The sequence below is a fragment of the Crocinitomix catalasitica ATCC 23190 genome (assembly GCF_000621625.1).
In the GTDB taxonomy this organism is placed as follows: Bacteria; Bacteroidota; Bacteroidia; order Flavobacteriales_D; family Crocinitomicaceae; genus Crocinitomix; species Crocinitomix catalasitica.
Map to the genome: position 1 here is coordinate 18,664 of NZ_JHXV01000034.1, position 19,492 is coordinate 38,155.

Consider the following 19,492-nt stretch of genomic DNA (forward strand, 5'->3'; position numbering starts at 1 on the left):
AATTCAGTAATTTTAGCGCAAGTTTATTTAAGGGTGGAAAAGTTTTTATTCAGATAAGAGCATAATTTTTTTAACCACTAACAATATACTTTGTTTTAATACGTATATTGAGATATTAGTTTTTAAAGTATAAGATGAAAAAAAGATATATATTGCTGACTTCGATAATGATGTCAGTTTCAGGTTTTTCTCAAGTCATTTCAAAAGATGGTATTGAGTTTGGACAAACGCCGCTAAATACGATTACAACGGCAGTACCTTTTTTAATTATTGCGCCCGATTCTCGTGCTGGTGCTTTAGGTGATGCGGGAGCTGCAACATCTGCAGATGCTAATTCATTTCACTGGAATACAGCAAAATTAGCTTTTTCAGAAGAGAAAGCTGAATTTAGTGCGTCATATTCGCCATGGCTAAAAAGTTTAGTGAACGACATCCATTTATCATACTTAAGCGGGTATACTAAAATTGGAAAAAACCAAGTTATAGGAGGTTCTCTTAGATACTTTTCTTTAGGGAATATTACTTTTACTGATGAATTAGGGAATGTGACCCTACCTTTTAATCCAAACGAATTTGAGGTTTTAGGAGGGTATGCTTTGAAACTTTCTGATAGAAGTTCGATTGGTGCAAACGTGAAATTTATATACTCTAACTTAACAGGAGGAGTGAATTCAGGAAATACAACTACTAAGGCTGGTGTAGCTGGTGCTGTTGATCTATCTTATCAATTCTATAATAACGAATTGAATATTGGTGATTATGATGGTACATGGTCTTTCGGAGCAAGTATTATGAATATCGGTAATAAGGTAGCTTATACATCTGAATCGGATAGAGATTTTTTACCTACTAATTTAAAATTAGGAACAGCATTGAAATTAGATTTTGACGATTATAATGCAATGACTGCTACTGTAGATTTTAATAAACTATTAGTGCCTACTACGCCTAAAAGAGATGGAGACGGCACAGTTGTTTCAGGTAAAGATAACGATGTTGGTGCTATTTCTGGTATTTTACAATCTTTTTATGATGCTCCTGGAAACTCAGCTGCAGATTCTGATAGTACTTTTGCATTGAAACCAGGGAGTAAGCTAACTGAGGAATTAAATGAGATCAATATTGGTGGAGGTTTAGAATATATGTATAGTGATATACTTGCTTTAAGAGCTGGTTATTTTTATGAGCATAGATCTAAAGGAGATCGTAAATATTTAACATTTGGAGCTGGTGTTTATTACAGCGTTTTCGGAATAGATATTTCTTATTTGGCTGCGTTAAAAAAGACAAATCCACTAGCGAATACAATTAGATTTTCTCTTAAATTCAAATTTGGTACAAAAACTTTAAGCGGAAACGGAAGTAAGGCAGCGGAAGATAGTGGCATCTAATTCATTTCATATTCGAACTGGATTTGGTGTTGATATTCATCAGCTGGTACCTGGACGTAAGTTAATAATAGGTGGTGTTGAGTTGGCTGCTGATTTTGGAGCCCTCGGTCATTCCGATGCAGATGTTTTATTACATGCAATTTCTGATGCTATTCTTGGTGCTGCTAACCTTAGAGATATAGGTTATCATTTTCCAGATACTGATCCCAATTATAAAAATGCTGATAGTACTATTCTCCTTAAAGAATGTTTTAATAAAGTAAAAGCCAAAGGTTATCGAATTGGTAATTTAGATTGTACAGTATTACTCGAGAAACCAAAAGTAAATCCTCACATTCCAGTCATGCAAAAAATCATTGCATTATTATTGGATATAGATGAAGATGCGGTTTCAATAAAGGCTACTAGAGGTGAGAAAATGGGGTATATCGGCAATAGTGAGGGTATTCAAGCTTATGCTTCGGTTTTGATTTATAAGGACTAGTTTTCAGGCTTTATAATTACCGCAAATTTTACAACTTGTTCATTGCCCAATTCATCGATTACTTTTAAGGTGTGTAGACCGGGTTCTGGTCTCGATTCTATTTGATGAATATACTGCGTTTTGCCAAGATAAATATTGTCTAAATGCCAAAATAAAGTCACATTGGGTTCTAAATGTGTCGCTTCTAAAATGATCTTCTCTTTTACTTCTTTTAAATTAGTTGGTATAAATATTTGACTATTCGATTTAGGATAGATGATTGTAAATGCATTTTTCGATAAGTTTTTCTCACATCCGGGCATATAGGGAGGTAGTTTTTTGTAATTTGGATTTACATTCTTATAATAATACTCTACAAGCGCTGGAAGTCTAAACCAACTTGTTTTTTTTGAATTTGAAAGTTCGTAGCATGCAGAATTCACCCGATAACTTGAGCTAGCATCCAAATAAATGAATTCGTGATATTGACAAGATTCTGATCTTAAACTCGATTTGGGTAACCATTCTTTTTTTATCGGTTCACATGCATCACCAGCCCGTTGTCCCGACTTTTGACAGATATTAATTTCAACCATTTCGTCAAAAGGCGCTTTAAACCAATCCGATTCAGGTAAGCTGGAAAATACATCGAATAGTATAGGAGCAGCTGCTTCTCTTCCAATTAATCCAGGTCTTCCTTCGCCATCAGCATTGCCAACCCATACACCAATAACATATTTACCATTCGTGCCAACCGCCCAAGCATCTCTAAAGCCATAACTTGTTCCCGTTTTCCAACCGATCTTTTGAGCCGTTGAAAATAAATCCCAATTAATATCTTCGCCTGGTCGTTGAACTTCTTTCATCGCTTCAAACATATAATAAGCGTTCGCTGGATTAATCACATAATTATTATCCTGACTTATATTTTTACTATTGAATATATAATTTGCCTTTTGATTTAAATTGGAAGGCTTTTCAGGATATGCTAGGAGACTTCTCGCTAAAACACCATAGGCGGATACTAAATCCCATAAACTTGTCTCAGCACCTCCTAAAATGAGTGATAAACCATAATGCTCTGCAGGTTGATTGATCGTGCTGAAATTTAATTCATGTAATAAGTGATGGAATTTCTCGATGCCGAACTTTGTAAGCATACGAATCAGAGGAACATTTAAGGATCGGTATATTGCTTCGTCTGCTGGTACAATTCCGTCATATTTCGTATTGTAATTTTTAGGTGAATAACCTGACATAACTGTTGGAACATCTTGAATTAACATATGGGGAGTAATAGATCCATCCGACAGCATTCCTGCATATAGAAATGGCTTTAAAATGCTACCTGAACTTCTTGGAGCAGGAATAATATCAACGTCTTTACCATGTTCTGATGCTAAGTTTGGAACATTTCCTGTATATGCTAATACTTGAGCTGTTTCAATATCCATAACGAGCACTGCGGCATTATAAATTTTATTCTCTTTTAGTTTTTCATGATGATATTGCACAATATTATTTACACGTTTCTGCATGTTCAGATCTATGCTTGTATGAATCACTTTACCGAGGTTGCCGTCTTGAATTGCGCGTGTTAATAAGTGAGGAGCAATTCTTGGTATATCATGAGGCTTGTCTGGTAACGGCTCTGTTTTGGCAAGCTCCCATGTTAATGAATCTATTTTTTCTGTCGTCAAAAGTCGGTCTAATAACCTGTTCCTTTTTTGTAATAGTTTTTCACGATTTTTTCCAGGATGCATCAGCGATGGTGCATTGGGTAATACAGCTAAAGTAGATGTCTCGGCCCAAGATAAATCTTTTGCTGGGCGTCCAAAATATCTCCAGGCTGCAGCGTCTATACCAACAACATTTCCTCCCATAGGAATATTAGAAGCATATATAGCGAGTAATTCTTCTTTATTGTATCTCCATTCTGCACGGGTGGCGCAAAACATCTCTATTAGCTTTTGAAAAAGTGATCGGCTGCCTTTGTTTCGCGACATACGCATTATTTGCATCGTAATAGTGCTTCCTCCACTTACCATCGACCCATTTTTAATATTTTGATAAACGGCCCTTGACAATCCTCGAACACTTACGCCTAAATGGCGTTCGAAATTCCTGTCTTCGAATTCAAGTATCGCAATTTTAAACTTTTCAGGAACACTATCGTTGTGAGGGAATCGCCATTGCCCATCTCGTGCTATGGTTGCTCCTAATAATTTCCCATCCCTGTCTAGGATTACAGTGCTGGTAGAATGATCAAAAAGTTGTTTGGGTAAACAGAATATCCAAAGAATTATAAAAACACCGAAAATAGTCGAAAGCAAGTATTTATACCGCTTTATAGTTTTAATAAATTTACTTCCTATGTTCTTTATGCGTTTCAAATCGTATATTTAGCATGTTAAAACTACACAATTTATTTTCACTTTTAGCACTGCTTTATTATTCGACTAGCTTTGGTTTTTTTTTGTAAGAAAATATTTAAAATTTATTTAATTATAGGAATTCTATGCTCAGCTTTAAGCTGGAGTCAAGTTTTTGCACAAGCCTATAATTTTAAAAAAATAAACATTCAAGACGGTCTTTCTCAGTCTCAGGCTTTTTCACTAATTTTTGACAATAAACAAGAGGCTTGGATAGGGACACAAGGAGGCGGAATTACAATCTTTGATGGCGAAGAATTCAATTATTTAAATATTAGCGATTCGCTAATTTCGAATAGGGTAATGGCCATGTCCCAAATAGGAAATGAAATATTCGTTTGTCAAAAAGGAGGCGTTTCTATTTATGACCAATCTAAAAAATGGATCAGAAATGTTCGATCTGCAGACAATCAAATTATTTTCCAATCAATTATTACCAAAGATGATTTAATTCTTCTTGGGTCTGATAAAGGTTTATACCAAATAGTCAATAATAAAATTGTTCCTTACGATGCGAATTTAACGCATGATGAAATTGATATCCAGTCGTTTTTTAAAGATCCTAATAATGATTTATGGGTTTGTACATCCATCGGAATGTTCAAATTGAATGATCCCTACAAGAAGTTGAATAAAAACAGAGGTCTAAGTACGGATTATGCTACTGTTGCCACTTTTTTTCAAGATCATTATGTAATTGGTCTTTATGGAGGTGGGGTCAATTTTTATAATAAATCAGTCAGTATTCCTAAAAAACTAAACGAATTAAAAGGAAAGATTGTTTTGTCACTGTATAATTCGAATAATAAGGAATTGTGGATTGGTACTATGAACAATGGAGTTTATGTCTATAATCCTGAAAAGAATAGCTTAATCAATTACAACACTGCAAATGGTCTTTCAAATAATCATGTTCGTTTAATTCAGGCTGATTATTGGGGGAATATTTGGATAGGGACCAGTGGTGGAGGAATCGCTATCTTTCAAAATAGTCCGTTTATTGAATACAATAGAATGAGTGGGCTAAATGGAGATTACGTTTTTGTGGCTTTAAACGATTCTAAAGATAATATATGGCTCGCAACAGAAGGGACTGGTGTAATGCGTTTAAATAATGAGAATAACCTATTGTTTGATAAAGAAAAGGGTTTTTACAATGAAAAAGTAAAATCAATCTATGAAGATAAATATGGTGGTCTTTGGTTTGGAACTGAAGGAAGTAGTTTAGGTTATTTTTCACCTGTTTTTGGTGATACAATATTTACACCGAATAATACAGGTGATAGAATGGGGAATTGGGTCCGTTGTTTTGCAGAAGACGAAAAGAAACAACTCTATATAGGAACCGGAGATGCAGGGTTATTTAGGTTAAATAGAAACGCGAATTTTCCTTATTTAATGAATTTCGTAAAGGTTTTTAGAAAAGAATTACCACAGTCCATAACCGATTTAAAATTGATTGATAACAAATTATGGTTCACTTCTGCATCGGGGCAATTTGGTTATTTAAAAAACAATGAACTTGTTATTTTTAATAAGGCAGGTTATTATTTCCGAAACTTAATTGAGACGCCAACTGGTGTTTGGCTCGGAACAAAGGATAATGGTCTACTCAGTATTAAAATAGAGGGAGATAAAATTATCGAAGAAAAATGGTTGGGTTTGGAAATTGCTTCTTCAAAAAATATTTATCAACTCATGAATACGGGAAATACTGTTTGGATTGGTACCGAAAAAGGATTGGATAAAATTGAATTCGACAGTTTGTTAAATCCTTTTCTGGTTGATCATTTTGGATTTGAAGATGGGTTTAAAGGAGTTGAGACCAATGTGAATGGCGGAAGCGTTGACAAAAATAATAATTTGTGGATCGGTACAGTAAATGGTTTATACCAGTTCACTAATAATGAGTTCTCAAATGATGAACAGCAGGATGCTTTATTGTTTTTAGAAGATTTTCAAATTGTTTATGAATCCATTAAGTCAACTGAATATGCTCATTTCTTTAGTGAAGGTCAAATTGGAAGTGGTATGGAATTACCACATGATAAAAATCATTTAAGTTTTAATTTTAAAGCAATACATTTTACACAAGTAAAAAATATACGTTATCGTTGGCAAATGAGTAATGTTGACCCTTCATGGTCGCCACCATCAAAAAATAATGCTGCCGTTTATTCAAATTTAGCACCGGGTAATTATGTGTTTAAGGTTTGGGCGTCTGCAAATAATCGCTGGGATAACCCAATCGTCATCAAGTTTAAAATCTTAAAACCTTATTGGCAAACATGGCCTTTTAGGTTGGCTTATTATTCAATTATCATATTATTAATCGCGGCAATAATATTTTTCATCCTTCGACGACAAAAAAAGAAGTCAAGAGGAATACAAGAAAAATTAACATTGGAGAAAAATTTACTGGAACTAGAGCAAAAGGCATTGCGGTTGCAAATGAATCCGCATTTTATTTTTAATGCACTTAACTCTATTCATAACCTTATCATTTTAAATGATGCTGATAATGCAAGATATGCACTGTCAAAATTCTCAAAATTGATGAGGCAAGTACTCGAAAATTCTAGAGAGAAGAATATTTCTATTGACGATGAATTGGAAACAGTTTCTAATTATATTCAGTTAGAACGATTGACAACAAATCAAGAGATTGATTTTATCGTCGATATAGCAGAAGATGTCGAAACATTCGAAGCGCTTATTCCTCCATTAATTCTACAACCCTTTGTAGAAAATGCAATTATTCATGGATTTAAAAATATTGACTATATAGGTCGTATTAAAATTTCCTTTGCTATTGAGTTGGATCAGCATTTGGTGTGTATAATTGAAGATAATGGGAAAGGTAGGGGAGCGGCTGTTCAAAACCTGGCTCAAAAAGAAGCCTTTCACAAATCTTTAGCCTTAGAAGTGACTCAAGAACGCTTGAGTAATATTAATGGCGAAAATAACCAGCAACATTTTAAAATAAGTGATTTGAAAGATGCGGCTGGGCAACCAATTGGAACTAAAATAATCCTAAAAATTAGACTGAAATAATTTAATCGAGTAGATCTAATTTTGCGAATTTTAGAAGTAATTGTTTATTTCCTACTTGCGGAAAGAATACTGTTGCTTTAACCGGAGGTGTGCCTTCAAGTCCAATTACCTTTCCTTTACCAAACTTTTCATGAACAACATTATTACCAACTTTCAAATTCAATTCACTTGCAGCAGTTCCTCCACTTGTCATAGGTTTAGCCTTGCTGACAGGTCTTAGATGCCTTCTGCTTGAAAATAAACTTTCCTTGGTTTGATTGATCTTTTTCTCAAGGTTAACTTGATTCATTGATCGCCCACCAGATTGGTTGGATTTATTATTAAGGATCTCTAAATGTTTAGGATCAATTTCTTCAATAAAACGACTAGGTTCACTTGTTACAATATTCCCCCATTTAAATCGACTAGTAGCATAGGATAATGTTGCCTGTTTTTCTGCTCTAGTTAAAGCTACATAAAATAATCGCCTTTCCTCTTCTAAGTCAGTTCTAGAACTTAAAGCCATTTGCGAAGGGAATAGATTTTCTTCTAATCCAACAATATATACATATGGAAATTCAAGTCCTTTAGATGCATGAATTGTCATCAAAGTAATTTTGTCTTTGTCTTCTTCTTTGTCTTGATCAGCATCTGTTAATAATGCAACGTCAACCATAAAGTCACTTAAATATGCCGTCTCACCTTCACCAACTGTTTCTGTGAACTCTTTTATACCTGCTAATAATGCTTGTATGTTTTCATGACGAGAAACACCTTCAGGAGACTTATCATCATACAACTCTTTAAGGATTCCCGAACTTTTAGCAATTTGTTCCGCCAATTCAAATCCATCAATTTTTTCAAGTAAAATAGCATAACCTTTAATCGTGCTAACAAAGGCGTTAAGTTTGCTCTTTGCTCCAGAAGGGATATCCGTCGGATATTTCCCCGGTTGTGTAATTACTTCCCACATGCTCACATCGTGCTCACTAGCAGCTACAATAATTTTTTCAACAGTTGTATTTCCTATTCCTCGTTTAGGATAATTGATAATTCGTTTTAATGCTTCCTCATCTTGATGATTGGCCGTAAGTCTGAAATAACCCAATAAATCTTTAATCTCTTTACGCTGGTAGAAAGATAAACCTCCGTATATCTTATAGGGTAAGTTTAGTTTTCTTAAAGATTCCTCAAAAGATCGAGATTGAGCATTCGTTCGATATAAAATAGCAAAGTCCGAATTGGCAGCTTGTTCGTTTTGTTTCGTGTCAAAAATTTGATTCGTAATAGTTTTGCCTTCTTCGTTATCCGTAAGTGTTCGAATTACTTTTATTTTGTTTCCGTCTGTATTATCCGTCCAAACCGTTTTTTGAATTTGGTTGGTGTTTTTTTCGATTACACTATTGGCCGCGTTAACGATAACCTTTGTACTTCTATAGTTTTGTTCGAGCTTAAATACTTTATGATCTTTATAATCATTTTTAAAGTTCAGTATGTTTTCAATATTTGCACCCCTAAAAGAGTATATACTTTGTGCATCATCTCCAACGACGCAAATATTATTGTATGCAGCAGCTAATTTTTTAACAATTAGATATTGGGAGTAATTTGTATCCTGATACTCATCTACCAAAATATATTTAAATTTATGCTGATAGTAATGTAATACGTCAGCATGATCTCTTAGCAAAACATTTGTTTTATAAAGTAAATCATCAAAATCCATTGCTCCCGCCTTGAAACATCTTTTTTCGTAAGCTCTAAATATTTCGAATAATCTTGGTTTACCGCTCAGCCTATCTTCACTTATTATATCTGTATTAGCTTCATAAGCTGCTGCAGATATTAGATTGTTTTTTGCAGACGAAATACGACTACCCACTAGCGCAGGTTTATATATTTTATCGTCAAGTTTTAGTTCTCTTATAATAGTACGAATTAAACTTCTCGAATCTTGAGTATCATAAATGGTAAAGTTCGAAGGATAACCTAACTTATCACTGTGAAATCTTAGTATTCTCGCAAATACAGAGTGAAAAGTCCCCATTGATATATTTTTTGCTTCAGACTGACCAATGATAGAAGCAATTCTGTCCTTCATTTCCTTCGCCGCTTTATTGGTAAAGGTTAATGCTAATATATTAAAGGAGTCGACACCTTTCTCTATCATATGAGCAATTCGGTATGTGAGTACACGTGTTTTTCCAGAACCTGCTCCAGCAATAACCATTGTAGCGCCTTCTGTGTTTTCTACAGCTGCTAATTGTTCAGGATTTAATGTCGACAAATAATTCATGAAACAAAAATATACATTAAATTTTTACTTTTTTCTATCCATGTAAAAATGTTATTTAAAAGGTTTTGATATATGGTTTAATTTTGCACCAAAAAATGAGTAGAAAATGGATTTTCAACAGTCTTTTGTGAAAAATGTAAAAAATAATATACTAAATGTTGGAAAATAGAAAAAACTTAATACCTTTGCACTCCGAATTTTCACGAATTTGGATGTATTGTATTGTAAATTATTAGTAAAAACAGATAAGGTAATATGCCAACTATTCAGCAATTAATTAGAAAGGGTAGAGTAGCTCAGGTAAAGACGAGTAAATCAGCAGCACTCGATTCTTGCCCGCAGCGAAGAGGGGTTTGTGTAAGAGTTTACACAACCACGCCGAAAAAACCAAACTCAGCTATGAGAAAAGTAGCTAGGGTAAGACTTACCAATGGTAAAGAGGTGAATGCCTACATCGGAGGAGAAGGACACAATCTACAAGAGCACTCAATTGTACTTGTAAGAGGTGGTAGAGTAAAAGATTTACCAGGTGTAAGATATCACGTTGTTCGTGGTGCTTTAGATACTGCTGGTGTAGAAGGCAGACTTCAAAGAAGATCTAAATACGGAGCTAAACGTCCAAAGAAATAAGCTAAGGAATCATGAGAAGAAGACAAGCAAAAAAACACACGATTTTACCTGATCCAAAGTACAAAGATATTTTGGTGACTAAGTTTGTAAATAACTTAATGTTACACGGTAAGAAAAGTATCTCTTTTAAGATATTTTATGATGCAATGGATATTGTAGCTGCTAAGAATGAAGAAGAAAGTCCAGTTGATGTTTGGAAAAGAGCATTAACGAATGTGACTCCTAACGTTGAGGTTAGATCAAGAAGAGTTGGAGGGGCAACTTTCCAAATCCCAACACCTGTACGTGACAATAGAAAACAATCATTAGCTATGAAATGGTTGATTGGTTTTTCAAGAAAACGTAATGAAAAAACAATGGCTCAAAAATTAGCTTTTGAAATTATGGCTGCTGCTAAAGAAGAAGGCGCTGCTTATAAGAAAAAAGAGGATATGCACAGAATGGCTGAGGCAAACAAAGCATTTTCACATTTTAATAGATTCTAAAGATGGCTAAGAAAAGAGATTTAACTTTCACTAGGAACATTGGGATTATGGCCCATGTTGATGCAGGTAAAACTACTACAACTGAGCGTATTTTATTTTATACTGGTGTAAGTCATAAAATTGGTGAGGTGCATGATGGTGCTGCAACTATGGATTGGATGGAGCAAGAGCAAGAAAGAGGTATTACAATTACTTCTGCTGCTACTACTTGTTTCTGGAAATACCCTACTGTTCAAGGCGAAGCTATTGATAGTACAAAAGAATACAAGATTAACATTATTGATACGCCTGGTCACGTTGACTTTACAGTTGAGGTGGAGCGTTCATTACGTGTTTTAGATGGTGCAGTTGCATTAATTTGTGCTGCTTCTGGTGTTGAGCCACAATCTGAAACTGTATGGAGACAGGCTGATAAATATAAAGTACCAAGAATATGTTTCGTGAATAAAATGGACCGTGCAGGTGCAGATTTCATGAAGTGTGTTAAGGAAGTTAGAGAAAGATTAGGTGGAAATCCTATTCCTCTTCAAATTCCTATTGGAGCTGAAGATGAGTTTAAAGGTGTTGTAGATTTAATTACAATGAAAGGAATTGTTTGGGATGAGGAGAACTACGGTTCAACTTGGACTGATGTTGAAATTCCAGCTGATTTACTTGAAGAAGCACAAGAATGGAGAGATAAATTGATAGAGGCAGTAGCTGAATCTGATGAAGCTTTAATGGAGAAATTCTTTGAAGATTCTGATTCAATTACAGTTGATGAGATGTTTGTAGCTATTAGAAAAGCAACAATCAATATGTCGATTCAACCTATCATGTGTGGATCTTCTTTCAAAAATAAAGGTGTTCAAAACCTTTTAGATGCTGTCATGGCATTTTTACCATCTCCGATGGATATCGAATCAGTAGAAGGGTTTAATCCTAAAACTGATGAGATCGAAAAAAGAAAACCAAGCGTAGATGAACCAACTGCTGCTTTAGCATTTAAAATTGCTACGGATCCGTTTGTTGGACGTTTATGTTTCTTTAGAATGTATTCTGGTCGTATTGAGGCTGGATCTTATATTCATAATACTAGAACAGATAAGAAAGAACGTATTTCTCGTATCTTCCAAATGCACTCTAATAAACAAAATGCAATCGATTTTATCGAAGCAGGTGATATAGGTGCAGGTGTTGGATTTAAAGACATTCGTACTGGTGATACTTTATGTGATGAAAAACACCCAATTGTATTAGAATCTATGGATTTCCCAGATCCGGTTATTGGTATTGCTATTGAGCCTAAAACTCAAGCTGATGTTGATAAATTAGGGATGGGATTAAGTAAACTATCTGAAGAAGATCCAACTTTCCAAATTTCTACTAACGCAGATTCAGGTCAAACTGTTATTTCTGGAATGGGAGAGTTACACTTGGAAGTATTGGTTGATCGTTTGAGAAGAGAGTTTGGTGTAGAGGTTAACGAAGGTGCGCCTCAGGTAGCATATAAAGAACGTATCACATCTTCTGTTGAACACAAGGAAGTTTATAAAAAACAATCTGGTGGTCGTGGTAAATTCGCAGATATCTCTGTTAAAATTTACCCGCAAGAAGATAAAGAAAAACGAGGTCTTGAATTCATTAATAAAATTAAAGGTGGTAACATTCCAAGAGAATTCATCCCTTCAGTTGAAAAAGGATTCAAAGATTCTATGAAGAACGGTATCCTTGCTGGATTCCCAATTGATAGTATCGTTGTTGAGTTATTAGATGGTTCTTATCACGATGTCGATTCAGATGCTTTGTCTTTTGAGATTTGTGCTAAAATGGCGTATAGACATGCATTGAAAAATGCATCTCCTGAGTTGTTAGAGCCTATTATGAAAGTTGAAGCAGTAACTCCTGAAGAAAACATGGGAGATATTGTTGCCGATTTGAATAAGAGAAGAGGTCAAATCAATGGTATGGATGATAGATCTGGTGCTAAAGTTATAAAGTGTGATGTGCCTTTATCAGAAATGTTTGGATATGTAACAACATTAAGAACATTATCTTCTGGTAGAGCAACTTCAACTATGGAGTTCTCACACTACGCAACTACGCCACGAAATATCGCGGACCAAGTGATTAAGAAAGTACAAGGAAAAATTGAAGCATAATAATAAGATCTATTTAAGATGAGCCAAAAGATCAGAATAAAGTTAAAGTCTTACGATCACAATTTAGTAGATAAGTCTGCTGAAAAGATTGTAAAAGCGGTTAAAGCAACTGGAGCTGTAGTTAGTGGACCTATTCCATTACCAACTCACAAAAGAATTTACACCGTGTTGAAGTCACCACACGTGAACAAAAAAGCAAGAGAGCAATTTAAATTGTGTGCTTACAAAAGATTGATTGACATTTATAGTTCGTCATCAAAAACTGTAGACGCATTAATGAAGTTGGAATTGCCAAGTGGTGTTAATGTTGAAATTAAAGTTTAATTAGTAATAATTTAAGTATGCCAGGGATTATTGGAAAAAAAATCGGGATGACTAGCATCTACAGTGCCGAGGGTAAGGCAACACCATGCACAGTGATAGAAGCAGGTCCTTGCGTTGTAACGCAAGTGAAAACCGAAGAAAAAGATGGGTATTCTGCCATTCAGTTAGCTTATGATGATAAGCGTGAAAAGAATACTACAAGTGCCATGATGGGTCACTTTAAAAAAGCGAAAACTACACCAAAAAGAAAATTGGTTGAGTTTCCTGTTTTTAATGACTTAAAAATGGGAGACGTTGTTGGAGTTGATATCTTCAAAGAAGGTACTTTCGTTGATGTTGTAGGAACCTCAAAAGGTAAAGGTTTTCAAGGTGTTGTAAAACGTCATGGATTCGCCGGAGTTGGTCAAGCTACACACGGTCAGCACAACAGATTAAGAGCACCAGGTTCAATCGGTGCAGCTTCTTATCCAGCTAGAGTATTCAAAGGGATGAGAATGGCAGGTCAAACTGGTAACGCTCGCGTTACGCAGTCAAACTTGCAAGTATTGAAAGTGTTAAATGATAAGAATGTAATTTTGGTGAAAGGTTCTGTACCCGGTGCAAATGGTTCTTACGTAATAATTGAAAGATAAGATGGAAATTAAAGTTGTAAACACAAAAGGTAAAGAAACTGCCGCAAAGGTTACGCTTGCCGATTCTGTCTTTGGTATTGAACCAAATGATCATGCAATTTACCTAGATGTAAAACAGTATTTAGCTGCACAACGTCAAGGAACGCACAAATCGAAAGAACGTGCTGATATTGCCGGAAGTACGCGTAAAATCAAAAAACAAAAAGGTACTGGTACTGCTCGTGCAGGAAGTATTAAATCACCAATCTTTAGAGGTGGTGGTAGAGTTTTCGGTCCAAGACCAAGAAACTACGATTTCAAATTGAACGTTAAGTTAAAACGTTTAGCTAGAAAATCAGCATTGACTTATAAGGCTAAAGAAAACAATATTATCGTAGTTGATAATTTTGATATGGCTGACGTGAAAACGAAAGATTTCATGACAATCATGACGGCGATGAATATCGCTTTCGAAAAAGTTCTTTTTGTTTTACCTGCTGATGATAGTAAAGTATATTTGTCTTCTAGAAATATTCCTGGAGCAAATGTAGTTACGGCTGATAGCTTAAACACATATGAGATCTTAAATGCTAATAAGGTAGTTATCCTTGAAAGCGCTGTAGATAAAATAGTAACCATATTGAATTAATAGTTGAAGAGATGAACAATATGATAAAAAAGCCACTATTAACTGAAAAAGCAACGCTTGATAGCGAACTGAATAACAGATACGCTTTTGTAGTTGATAGAAGAGCTAATAAATTGGAAATTAAAGACGCTATTGAGAATTTATATGGTGTCACAGTAGAAAACGTACGTACAATGACTTACGGCGGAGGAAAAGCGAAAAGAAAATACACTTCTCGTGGGGTTGCTGAACAAACCAATTCAATTTGGAAAAAAGCAATCGTAACTGTAGCTGAAGGAGAAGATATTAATTTGTACGACAATATTTAAGATAAGATGGGAGTTAGAAAGTTAAAACCAACTACACCAGGTCAAAGACATAAAATCGCTAGTGATTACAAAGAAATCACAAAGTCGACACCAGAAAAGTCTTTGGTTACCACTAAGACAAGATCAGGTGGTAGAAACAACACTGGTAAAATGACCATGAGATACTTAGGTGGTGGTCACAAGAAAAAATATAGAATTGTAGATTTCAAACGTGAAAAATTTGGAATTCCTGCAACAGTAAAATCAATCGAATACGATCCGAATCGTTCTGCTAGAATTGCATTATTATTCTATGCTGACGGTGAGAAAAGATATATTATACACCCAGAAGGTTTAAAAGTTGGGGATGTAATTAAGTCTGGTAAAGGGAGCGAAGTTGAAGTAGGTAATGCTTTATTCTTAAGTGATATTCCTTTAGGTACTGTAATTCATAATATCGAGTTAAAGCCAAATAAAGGAGCGTCTATCGCAAGAGGGGCTGGTTGTTATGCTCAATTACAAGCGCGTGATGGTAAATATGCTATCGTTAAGATGCCTTCTGGTGAAACTAGAATGATTCTTGTAACGTGTTTAGCTACTATTGGAGCAGTTTCAAATGCAGAGCATATGTTATTGGTTTCAGGTAAAGCAGGACGTTCAAGATGGAAAGGTAGAAGACCTAGAGTTAGAGGTGTTGTAATGAATCCAGTCGATCACCCAATGGGTGGTGGTGAAGGTAAATCTTCAGGAGGTCACCCAAGATCAAGAAATGGTATTCCTGCGAAGGGATATAAGACGAGATCAGCGAAGAAGTACTCGTCTAAGTATATAATTGAAAAGAGAAAGAAATAATTAAGGTATGAGTAGATCATTAAAAAAACCACCTTTCGTACATTATAAATTAATGCAGAAAGTTGAAGAGACTCAAGGGTCACAAAAAAAGGCTGTAATCAAAACATGGTCAAGATCTTCAACCATTACACCAGACTTTGTTGGTTTAACAATAGCTGTGCATAATGGGAACAAATTCATACCTGTTTATGTAACTGAAAACATGGTAGGTCACAAGTTGGGTGAGTTCGCTCCAACACGTACTTTCAGAGGTCACGCGGACAAAAAGAAAAAGAAATAATAGTCAAATAGAAGATCGTCATGGGGGCTAGAAAAAGATTAAAAGCAGAACAACTAAAAGCGCATAAATCAACTATTGCTATTGCAAAGTTGAACAATTGCCCTATCTCTGCTAGAAAAATGAGATTAGTTGCTGACATAGTAAGAGGTGTTGAAGTGAACAAAGCGTTAAATATTTTGTCACACAACTCTAAAGAAGCGTCAGGTAGACTAGAAAAATTGTTACGTTCGGCTATCGCCAATTGGGAACAAAAAAATGCAGATAAAAACCTTGAAGATGAAACATTAGTTGTTTCTGAAGTAAGAGTAGACAATGCAGGTATGTTGAAAAGAATTCAACCTGCACCTCAAGGTAGAGCACATAGAATTAGAAAAAGATCAAATCACACTACTATCATTGTTGATAGTGTAAAAACAAAATCGAATGGGACAAAAAACTAATCCAATAGGTAATAGATTAGGGTTCATCCAAGGTTGGGAATCTAACTGGTTTGGAGGTAGGGACTATTCTGCTAAAATTGTAGAAGATTATAAAATCAGAGAATACCTTAATGCACGTTTAAGCAAAGCAAGTATCTCTAAAATTATTATTGAACGTACAATTAAGCTTGTTACTGTAACTATCAACACGGCTCGTCCAGGTGTAATTATTGGTAAAGGTGGACAAGAAGTAGATAAGCTAAAAGAAGAGTTGAAAAAAATTACTGGTAAAGAAGTTCAAATTAATATATTTGAAATTAAAAGACCAGAATTAGATGCAAAACTTGTAGCTGATAGTGTGGCTCGCCAAATTGAAGGTCGTATCTCTTTTAGAAGAGCGATTAAGATGGCAATCCAGTCTACAATGAGAATGGGTGCAGAAGGTATTAAAATTAAAATTTCAGGTCGTTTAAACGGGGCTGAGATGGCAAGAAACGAAATGTATAAGGATGGTAGAACACCTTTACATACGTTTAGAGCTGATATTGATTACGCACTAGCTGAAGCACATACTACTTATGGTCGTATAGGAATTAAAGTGTGGATTTGTAAGGGTGAAGTTTATGGTAAGAGAGATTTATCTCCAAATGTTGGTCTTCAACAAAAAAGAAGCGCTGGCAAACCTAAATTCACAAACAGAAGAAAGAATAAATAAGTAAAGGTATTCGAAAATGTTACAGCCTAAAAGAACTAAATTTAGAAAAGCCCAAAAGGGACGAAATACAGGACTTGCTCATCGTGGTAGTCAAATTGCATTCGGATCTTTTGGATTGAAGTCATTAGAGCCAGGGTGGCTTACTTCACGTCAAATTGAAGCTTCTCGTATCGCAGTTACGCGTTACATGAAGAGAGAAGGTAAAGTATGGATCCGTGTATTTCCTGACAAACCAATTACCGCTAAACCAGCCGAAGTAAGGATGGGTAAAGGTAAAGGTGCTCCAAGTCATTGGGTAGCCGTTGTCAGACCAGGACGTATCTTATTCGAAGCAGAAGGGGTAGATCTGGATACTGCACGCGAAGCTATGCGTTTGGCAGCTCAAAAACTTCCGCTTAAGTGTAAATTTGTAGTTAGAAATGACTACGTAGGAAAATAGTAAAATATGAAACAAGCGGAAATTAAAGAATTGTCAATCGAGGACTTAAAAGAAAAGTTAGTTGAATTAACTGCGCAGCACGAAAAATTAACTTTAAGTCATAAGGTTTCTCAACTAGAGAATCCTATCCAAATAAGAGACGGTCGTAAAACGATCGCTCGTTTACAAACCGAAATTAGAAGTCGAGTGTTAAGCACTGAGACGACTTCTCTTTAATAAATTATTCCAATAATGGAAAATAAAAGAAATTTAAGAAAAGAACGTATCGGTGTGGTTACTAGCAATAAGATGGAAAAATCTGTTGTTGTTTCTGTAGAAAGAAAAGTAAAACACGAGAAATATGGTAAGTTCGTGAAAAAAACTACTAAATTTGTCGCCCACGACGAAAAAAACGAGTGTAACCCAGGTGACACTATTCGTATAATGGAGACTCGACCACTTAGTAAAAATAAGTGCTGGAGATTAGTAGAAATTATTGAAAGAGCTAAATAGAAAACAATGATTCAGTCAGAAAGTAGATTAGCAGTAGCCGATAATAGTGGTGCAAAAGAAGTTTTGTGTATTCGGGTTTTAGGAGGTACGAAAAGACGTTACGCTTCTGTAGGTGATAAGATTGTTGTGACTGTAAAAAGTGCAATACCTTCAGGAAACGTAAAAAAAGGTCAGGTATCTAAAGCTGTTATTGTTAGAGTAAAAAAAGAAGTAAGACGTCCGGACGGTTCATACGTCCGATTTGATGATAATGCTGTTGTTCTTTTAAACGAAGCTGGTGAAATGCGTGGAACACGTATTTTTGGACCTGTTGCTCGTGAATTAAGAGATAAGCAATATATGAAAGTTGTTTCATTAGCGCCGGAGGTACTTTAAAATTAAGAAAAATGCAAAAGAAACTACACGTAAAAGTTGGAGACACCGTAACGGTGCTTAGCGGAACGTCTAAGGATAAAGAAGGTAAAGTTTTATCTATCGACAGAAAGAAAAATCGTGCAATTGTTGAGGGTGTAAATGTTGTTAAAAAACATGTGAAGCCTAGTGCGTCCAATCCTCAAGGTGGAATCGAAGAAGCAGAAGCTGGTATTCATATTTCGAATATTATGTTAACTGTTAACGGTGTCAAGTCTAGAGTAGGCCGTAAATTAGACGAAAACGGTAAATTGGTTAGAATTTTAAAAAAGAACGGGGAGGTAGTTAAATAATGAGCTATACACCAAGATTAAAAACGAAGTATTCTGAAGAGATTGCAGGAAAATTGAAAGAACAATTTGAATTCAAATCTGTAATGAGAATACCTAAGTTAAAAAAGATTGTATTGAGCCAGGGAGTTGGTGACGCAATCTCAGACAAGAAATTGGTTGATTCTGCAGTAAATGATATGACTATCATTGCAGGTCAAAAAGCAGTTTCAACGTTGTCAAAAAAAGATATCTCAAATTTCAAATTGAGAAAAGGTATGCCAGTAGGTGTGAAAATTACACTTCGTGGTGACAAAATGTACGAATTTTTAGATCGTCTTATCAATATCGCGCTTCCTAGAACAAGAGATTTCAAAGGAGTAAATGATAAAGGTTTTGACGGAACTGGAAATTTCAACATGGGGATCAAAGAGCATATTATTTTCCCAGAAATCGATATCGATAAAGTAAATAAAATATTCGGAATGGATATAACTTTCGTGACTTCAACTTCTTCTGATGAAGAAGGAAAGGCTTTAATGAAAGAATTTGGATTTCCATTTGTTAAAAATTAAGAAGGATGGCAAAAGAATCAATTAAAGCAAAACAGCGAAAGAAGATCAAAATGGCTGCTAAATATGCAGACAAAAGAACTGAATTAAGAAAAGCGGCTAGTGAAGGTGATTGGGATGCAATGATGGCATTACAAAAACTTCCTAAAAACTCTATGCCGATTAGAGTACATAATAGATGTCAATTAACAGGACGTCCTAGAGGATACATGAGACAGTTTGGGATCTCTAGGGTAACTTTTAGAGAAATGGCCTTAAATGGAAAAATCCCAGGTGTTACAAAAGCAAGCTGGTAAAAAAG

The 19,492-nt window shown here is 35.1% G+C and carries 23 protein-coding genes; 21 read left to right on the forward strand and 2 right to left on the reverse strand.

Going from position 1 to position 19,492, the window contains the following annotated elements:
* The first annotated feature begins 134 nt into the window (after positions 1–134).
* Together porV and ispF are read left to right on the forward strand one after the other, a co-directional pair.
* Positions 135–1,391, forward strand: a complete 1,257-nt coding sequence (porV, locus tag T367_RS22825) for a type IX secretion system outer membrane channel protein PorV (protein WP_072032220.1) — start codon at positions 135–137, stop codon at positions 1,389–1,391.
* A complete protein-coding gene (gene ispF / locus T367_RS0116565; protein WP_245593064.1) occupies positions 1,381–1,875 on the forward strand; it encodes a 2-C-methyl-D-erythritol 2,4-cyclodiphosphate synthase in 495 nt (164 codons plus the stop codon). The genes porV and ispF overlap by 11 nt, the downstream gene beginning before the upstream one ends.
* On the opposite strand, the gene pbpC is transcribed toward ispF, so the two are convergent.
* Positions 1,872–4,247: a penicillin-binding protein 1C gene (gene pbpC, locus T367_RS0116570; protein WP_245593065.1), complete on the reverse strand. Its 2,376-nt coding sequence runs from the start codon at positions 4,245–4,247 to the stop codon at positions 1,872–1,874. The two genes, ispF and pbpC, sit on opposite strands and share 4 nt — an antisense overlap.
* 72 nt (positions 4,248–4,319) lie before the next feature.
* Here pbpC and T367_RS0116575 point away from each other — a divergent pair, with 72 nt between their 5' ends.
* Complete coding sequence (locus T367_RS0116575; protein WP_027420853.1) at positions 4,320–7,340, forward strand: sensor histidine kinase; 3,021 nt, start codon at positions 4,320–4,322, stop codon at positions 7,338–7,340.
* Position 7,341: 1 nt separating this feature from the next.
* On the opposite strand, the gene T367_RS0116580 is transcribed toward T367_RS0116575, so the two are convergent.
* Positions 7,342–9,615: an ATP-dependent helicase gene (locus T367_RS0116580; protein WP_027420854.1), complete on the reverse strand. Its 2,274-nt coding sequence runs from the start codon at positions 9,613–9,615 to the stop codon at positions 7,342–7,344.
* Positions 9,616–9,870: 255 nt separating this feature from the next.
* Here T367_RS0116580 and rpsL point away from each other — a divergent pair, with 255 nt between their 5' ends.
* From rpsL to rpsN, 18 genes are read left to right on the forward strand one after another with little or no spacing between them, the layout of a single operon-like run.
* Entirely contained in the window at positions 9,871–10,245 is a 375-nt protein-coding gene (gene rpsL, locus T367_RS0116585) for a 30S ribosomal protein S12 (RefSeq protein WP_027420855.1), read from the forward strand.
* Between the two features lie 11 nt (positions 10,246–10,256).
* Positions 10,257–10,730: a 30S ribosomal protein S7 gene (gene rpsG, locus T367_RS0116590; protein ID WP_027420856.1), complete on the forward strand. Its 474-nt coding sequence runs from the start codon at positions 10,257–10,259 to the stop codon at positions 10,728–10,730.
* Positions 10,731–10,732: 2 nt separating this feature from the next.
* Complete coding sequence (gene fusA / locus T367_RS0116595) at positions 10,733–12,871, forward strand: elongation factor G (RefSeq protein WP_035845438.1); 2,139 nt, start codon at positions 10,733–10,735, stop codon at positions 12,869–12,871.
* 18 nt (positions 12,872–12,889) lie between these two features.
* Positions 12,890–13,195 carry a 30S ribosomal protein S10 gene (rpsJ, locus tag T367_RS0116600; protein WP_027420858.1) on the forward strand — a complete coding sequence of 102 codons (306 nt, stop codon included), beginning with the start codon at positions 12,890–12,892 and terminating at the stop codon, positions 13,193–13,195.
* Positions 13,196–13,212: 17 nt separating this feature from the next.
* Positions 13,213–13,827 (forward strand): 50S ribosomal protein L3, encoded by a 615-nt coding sequence (gene rplC, locus T367_RS0116605; RefSeq protein WP_027420859.1) that lies wholly within the window; start codon positions 13,213–13,215, stop codon positions 13,825–13,827.
* A gap of 1 nt (position 13,828) precedes the next feature.
* Complete coding sequence (gene rplD, locus T367_RS0116610) at positions 13,829–14,455, forward strand: 50S ribosomal protein L4 (RefSeq protein ID WP_027420860.1); 627 nt, start codon at positions 13,829–13,831, stop codon at positions 14,453–14,455.
* 11 nt (positions 14,456–14,466) lie between these two features.
* Positions 14,467–14,763, forward strand: coding sequence for a 50S ribosomal protein L23 (rplW, locus tag T367_RS0116615; protein WP_027420861.1), 297 nt, complete (start codon positions 14,467–14,469; stop codon positions 14,761–14,763).
* 6 nt (positions 14,764–14,769) lie between these two features.
* Positions 14,770–15,594 carry a 50S ribosomal protein L2 gene (gene rplB / locus T367_RS0116620; protein ID WP_027420862.1) on the forward strand — a complete coding sequence of 275 codons (825 nt, stop codon included), beginning with the start codon at positions 14,770–14,772 and terminating at the stop codon, positions 15,592–15,594.
* A 7-nt stretch (positions 15,595–15,601) separates the two neighbouring features.
* Positions 15,602–15,874, forward strand: coding sequence for a 30S ribosomal protein S19 (rpsS, locus tag T367_RS0116625; RefSeq protein WP_027420863.1), 273 nt, complete (start codon positions 15,602–15,604; stop codon positions 15,872–15,874).
* Positions 15,875–15,894: 20 nt separating this feature from the next.
* On the forward strand, positions 15,895–16,314 hold the full coding sequence (gene rplV, locus T367_RS0116630; protein ID WP_027420864.1) for a 50S ribosomal protein L22: 420 nt from the start codon (positions 15,895–15,897) through the stop codon (positions 16,312–16,314).
* A complete protein-coding gene (rpsC, locus tag T367_RS0116635; RefSeq protein WP_027420865.1) occupies positions 16,298–17,008 on the forward strand; it encodes a 30S ribosomal protein S3 in 711 nt (236 codons plus the stop codon). The genes rplV and rpsC overlap by 17 nt, the downstream gene beginning before the upstream one ends.
* Positions 17,009–17,024: 16 nt before the next feature.
* Positions 17,025–17,447: a 50S ribosomal protein L16 gene (rplP, locus tag T367_RS0116640; protein WP_027420866.1), complete on the forward strand. Its 423-nt coding sequence runs from the start codon at positions 17,025–17,027 to the stop codon at positions 17,445–17,447.
* A 6-nt stretch (positions 17,448–17,453) separates the two neighbouring features.
* Positions 17,454–17,663 (forward strand): 50S ribosomal protein L29, encoded by a 210-nt coding sequence (gene rpmC, locus T367_RS0116645; RefSeq protein ID WP_027420867.1) that lies wholly within the window; start codon positions 17,454–17,456, stop codon positions 17,661–17,663.
* Between the two features lie 15 nt (positions 17,664–17,678).
* Entirely contained in the window at positions 17,679–17,939 is a 261-nt protein-coding gene (rpsQ, locus tag T367_RS0116650; RefSeq protein WP_027420868.1) for a 30S ribosomal protein S17, read from the forward strand.
* Positions 17,940–17,945: 6 nt separating this feature from the next.
* Positions 17,946–18,314 carry a 50S ribosomal protein L14 gene (rplN, locus tag T367_RS0116655; RefSeq protein WP_027420869.1) on the forward strand — a complete coding sequence of 123 codons (369 nt, stop codon included), beginning with the start codon at positions 17,946–17,948 and terminating at the stop codon, positions 18,312–18,314.
* Between the two features lie 11 nt (positions 18,315–18,325).
* Positions 18,326–18,643, forward strand: coding sequence for a 50S ribosomal protein L24 (rplX, locus tag T367_RS0116660; RefSeq protein ID WP_027420870.1), 318 nt, complete (start codon positions 18,326–18,328; stop codon positions 18,641–18,643).
* Positions 18,643–19,194, forward strand: a complete 552-nt coding sequence (gene rplE / locus T367_RS0116665; protein WP_027420871.1) for a 50S ribosomal protein L5 — start codon at positions 18,643–18,645, stop codon at positions 19,192–19,194. The genes rplX and rplE overlap by 1 nt, the downstream gene beginning before the upstream one ends.
* Before the next feature lie 5 nt (positions 19,195–19,199).
* Positions 19,200–19,487 (forward strand): 30S ribosomal protein S14, encoded by a 288-nt coding sequence (gene rpsN, locus T367_RS0116670; protein ID WP_027420872.1) that lies wholly within the window; start codon positions 19,200–19,202, stop codon positions 19,485–19,487.
* The last annotated feature ends 5 nt before the right edge of the window (positions 19,488–19,492 follow it).

Excerpts from the sequence above, each read along its gene's own strand:
- rplP (WP_027420866.1), top strand. The coding sequence starts at position 17,025 with ATGTTACAGCCTAAAAGAACTAAATTTAGAAAAGCCCAAAAGGGACGA.
- rpsQ (WP_027420868.1), top strand. The coding sequence starts at position 17,679 with ATGGAAAATAAAAGAAATTTAAGAAAAGAACGTATCGGTGTGGTTACT.
- rplD (WP_027420860.1), top strand. The coding sequence starts at position 13,829 with ATGGAAATTAAAGTTGTAAACACAAAAGGTAAAGAAACTGCCGCAAAG.
- rpsG (WP_027420856.1), top strand. The coding sequence starts at position 10,257 with ATGAGAAGAAGACAAGCAAAAAAACACACGATTTTACCTGATCCAAAG.
- rpsC (WP_027420865.1), top strand. The coding sequence starts at position 16,298 with ATGGGACAAAAAACTAATCCAATAGGTAATAGATTAGGGTTCATCCAA.
- rplW (WP_027420861.1), top strand. The coding sequence starts at position 14,467 with ATGAACAATATGATAAAAAAGCCACTATTAACTGAAAAAGCAACGCTT.
- rpsN (WP_027420872.1), top strand. The coding sequence starts at position 19,200 with ATGGCAAAAGAATCAATTAAAGCAAAACAGCGAAAGAAGATCAAAATG.
- rplE (WP_027420871.1), top strand. The coding sequence starts at position 18,643 with ATGAGCTATACACCAAGATTAAAAACGAAGTATTCTGAAGAGATTGCA.
- rpsJ (WP_027420858.1), top strand. The coding sequence starts at position 12,890 with ATGAGCCAAAAGATCAGAATAAAGTTAAAGTCTTACGATCACAATTTA.
- rplC (WP_027420859.1), top strand. The coding sequence starts at position 13,213 with ATGCCAGGGATTATTGGAAAAAAAATCGGGATGACTAGCATCTACAGT.
- rplB (WP_027420862.1), top strand. The coding sequence starts at position 14,770 with ATGGGAGTTAGAAAGTTAAAACCAACTACACCAGGTCAAAGACATAAA.
- fusA (WP_035845438.1), top strand. The coding sequence starts at position 10,733 with ATGGCTAAGAAAAGAGATTTAACTTTCACTAGGAACATTGGGATTATG.
- rplV (WP_027420864.1), top strand. The coding sequence starts at position 15,895 with ATGGGGGCTAGAAAAAGATTAAAAGCAGAACAACTAAAAGCGCATAAA.
- porV (WP_072032220.1), top strand. The coding sequence starts at position 135 with ATGAAAAAAAGATATATATTGCTGACTTCGATAATGATGTCAGTTTCA.
- rplN (WP_027420869.1), top strand. The coding sequence starts at position 17,946 with ATGATTCAGTCAGAAAGTAGATTAGCAGTAGCCGATAATAGTGGTGCA.
- rpsL (WP_027420855.1), top strand. The coding sequence starts at position 9,871 with ATGCCAACTATTCAGCAATTAATTAGAAAGGGTAGAGTAGCTCAGGTA.
- rpsS (WP_027420863.1), top strand. The coding sequence starts at position 15,602 with ATGAGTAGATCATTAAAAAAACCACCTTTCGTACATTATAAATTAATG.
- T367_RS0116580 (WP_027420854.1), bottom strand. The coding sequence starts at position 9,615 with ATGAATTATTTGTCGACATTAAATCCTGAACAATTAGCAGCTGTAGAA.
- rpmC (WP_027420867.1), top strand. The coding sequence starts at position 17,454 with ATGAAACAAGCGGAAATTAAAGAATTGTCAATCGAGGACTTAAAAGAA.
- rplX (WP_027420870.1), top strand. The coding sequence starts at position 18,326 with ATGCAAAAGAAACTACACGTAAAAGTTGGAGACACCGTAACGGTGCTT.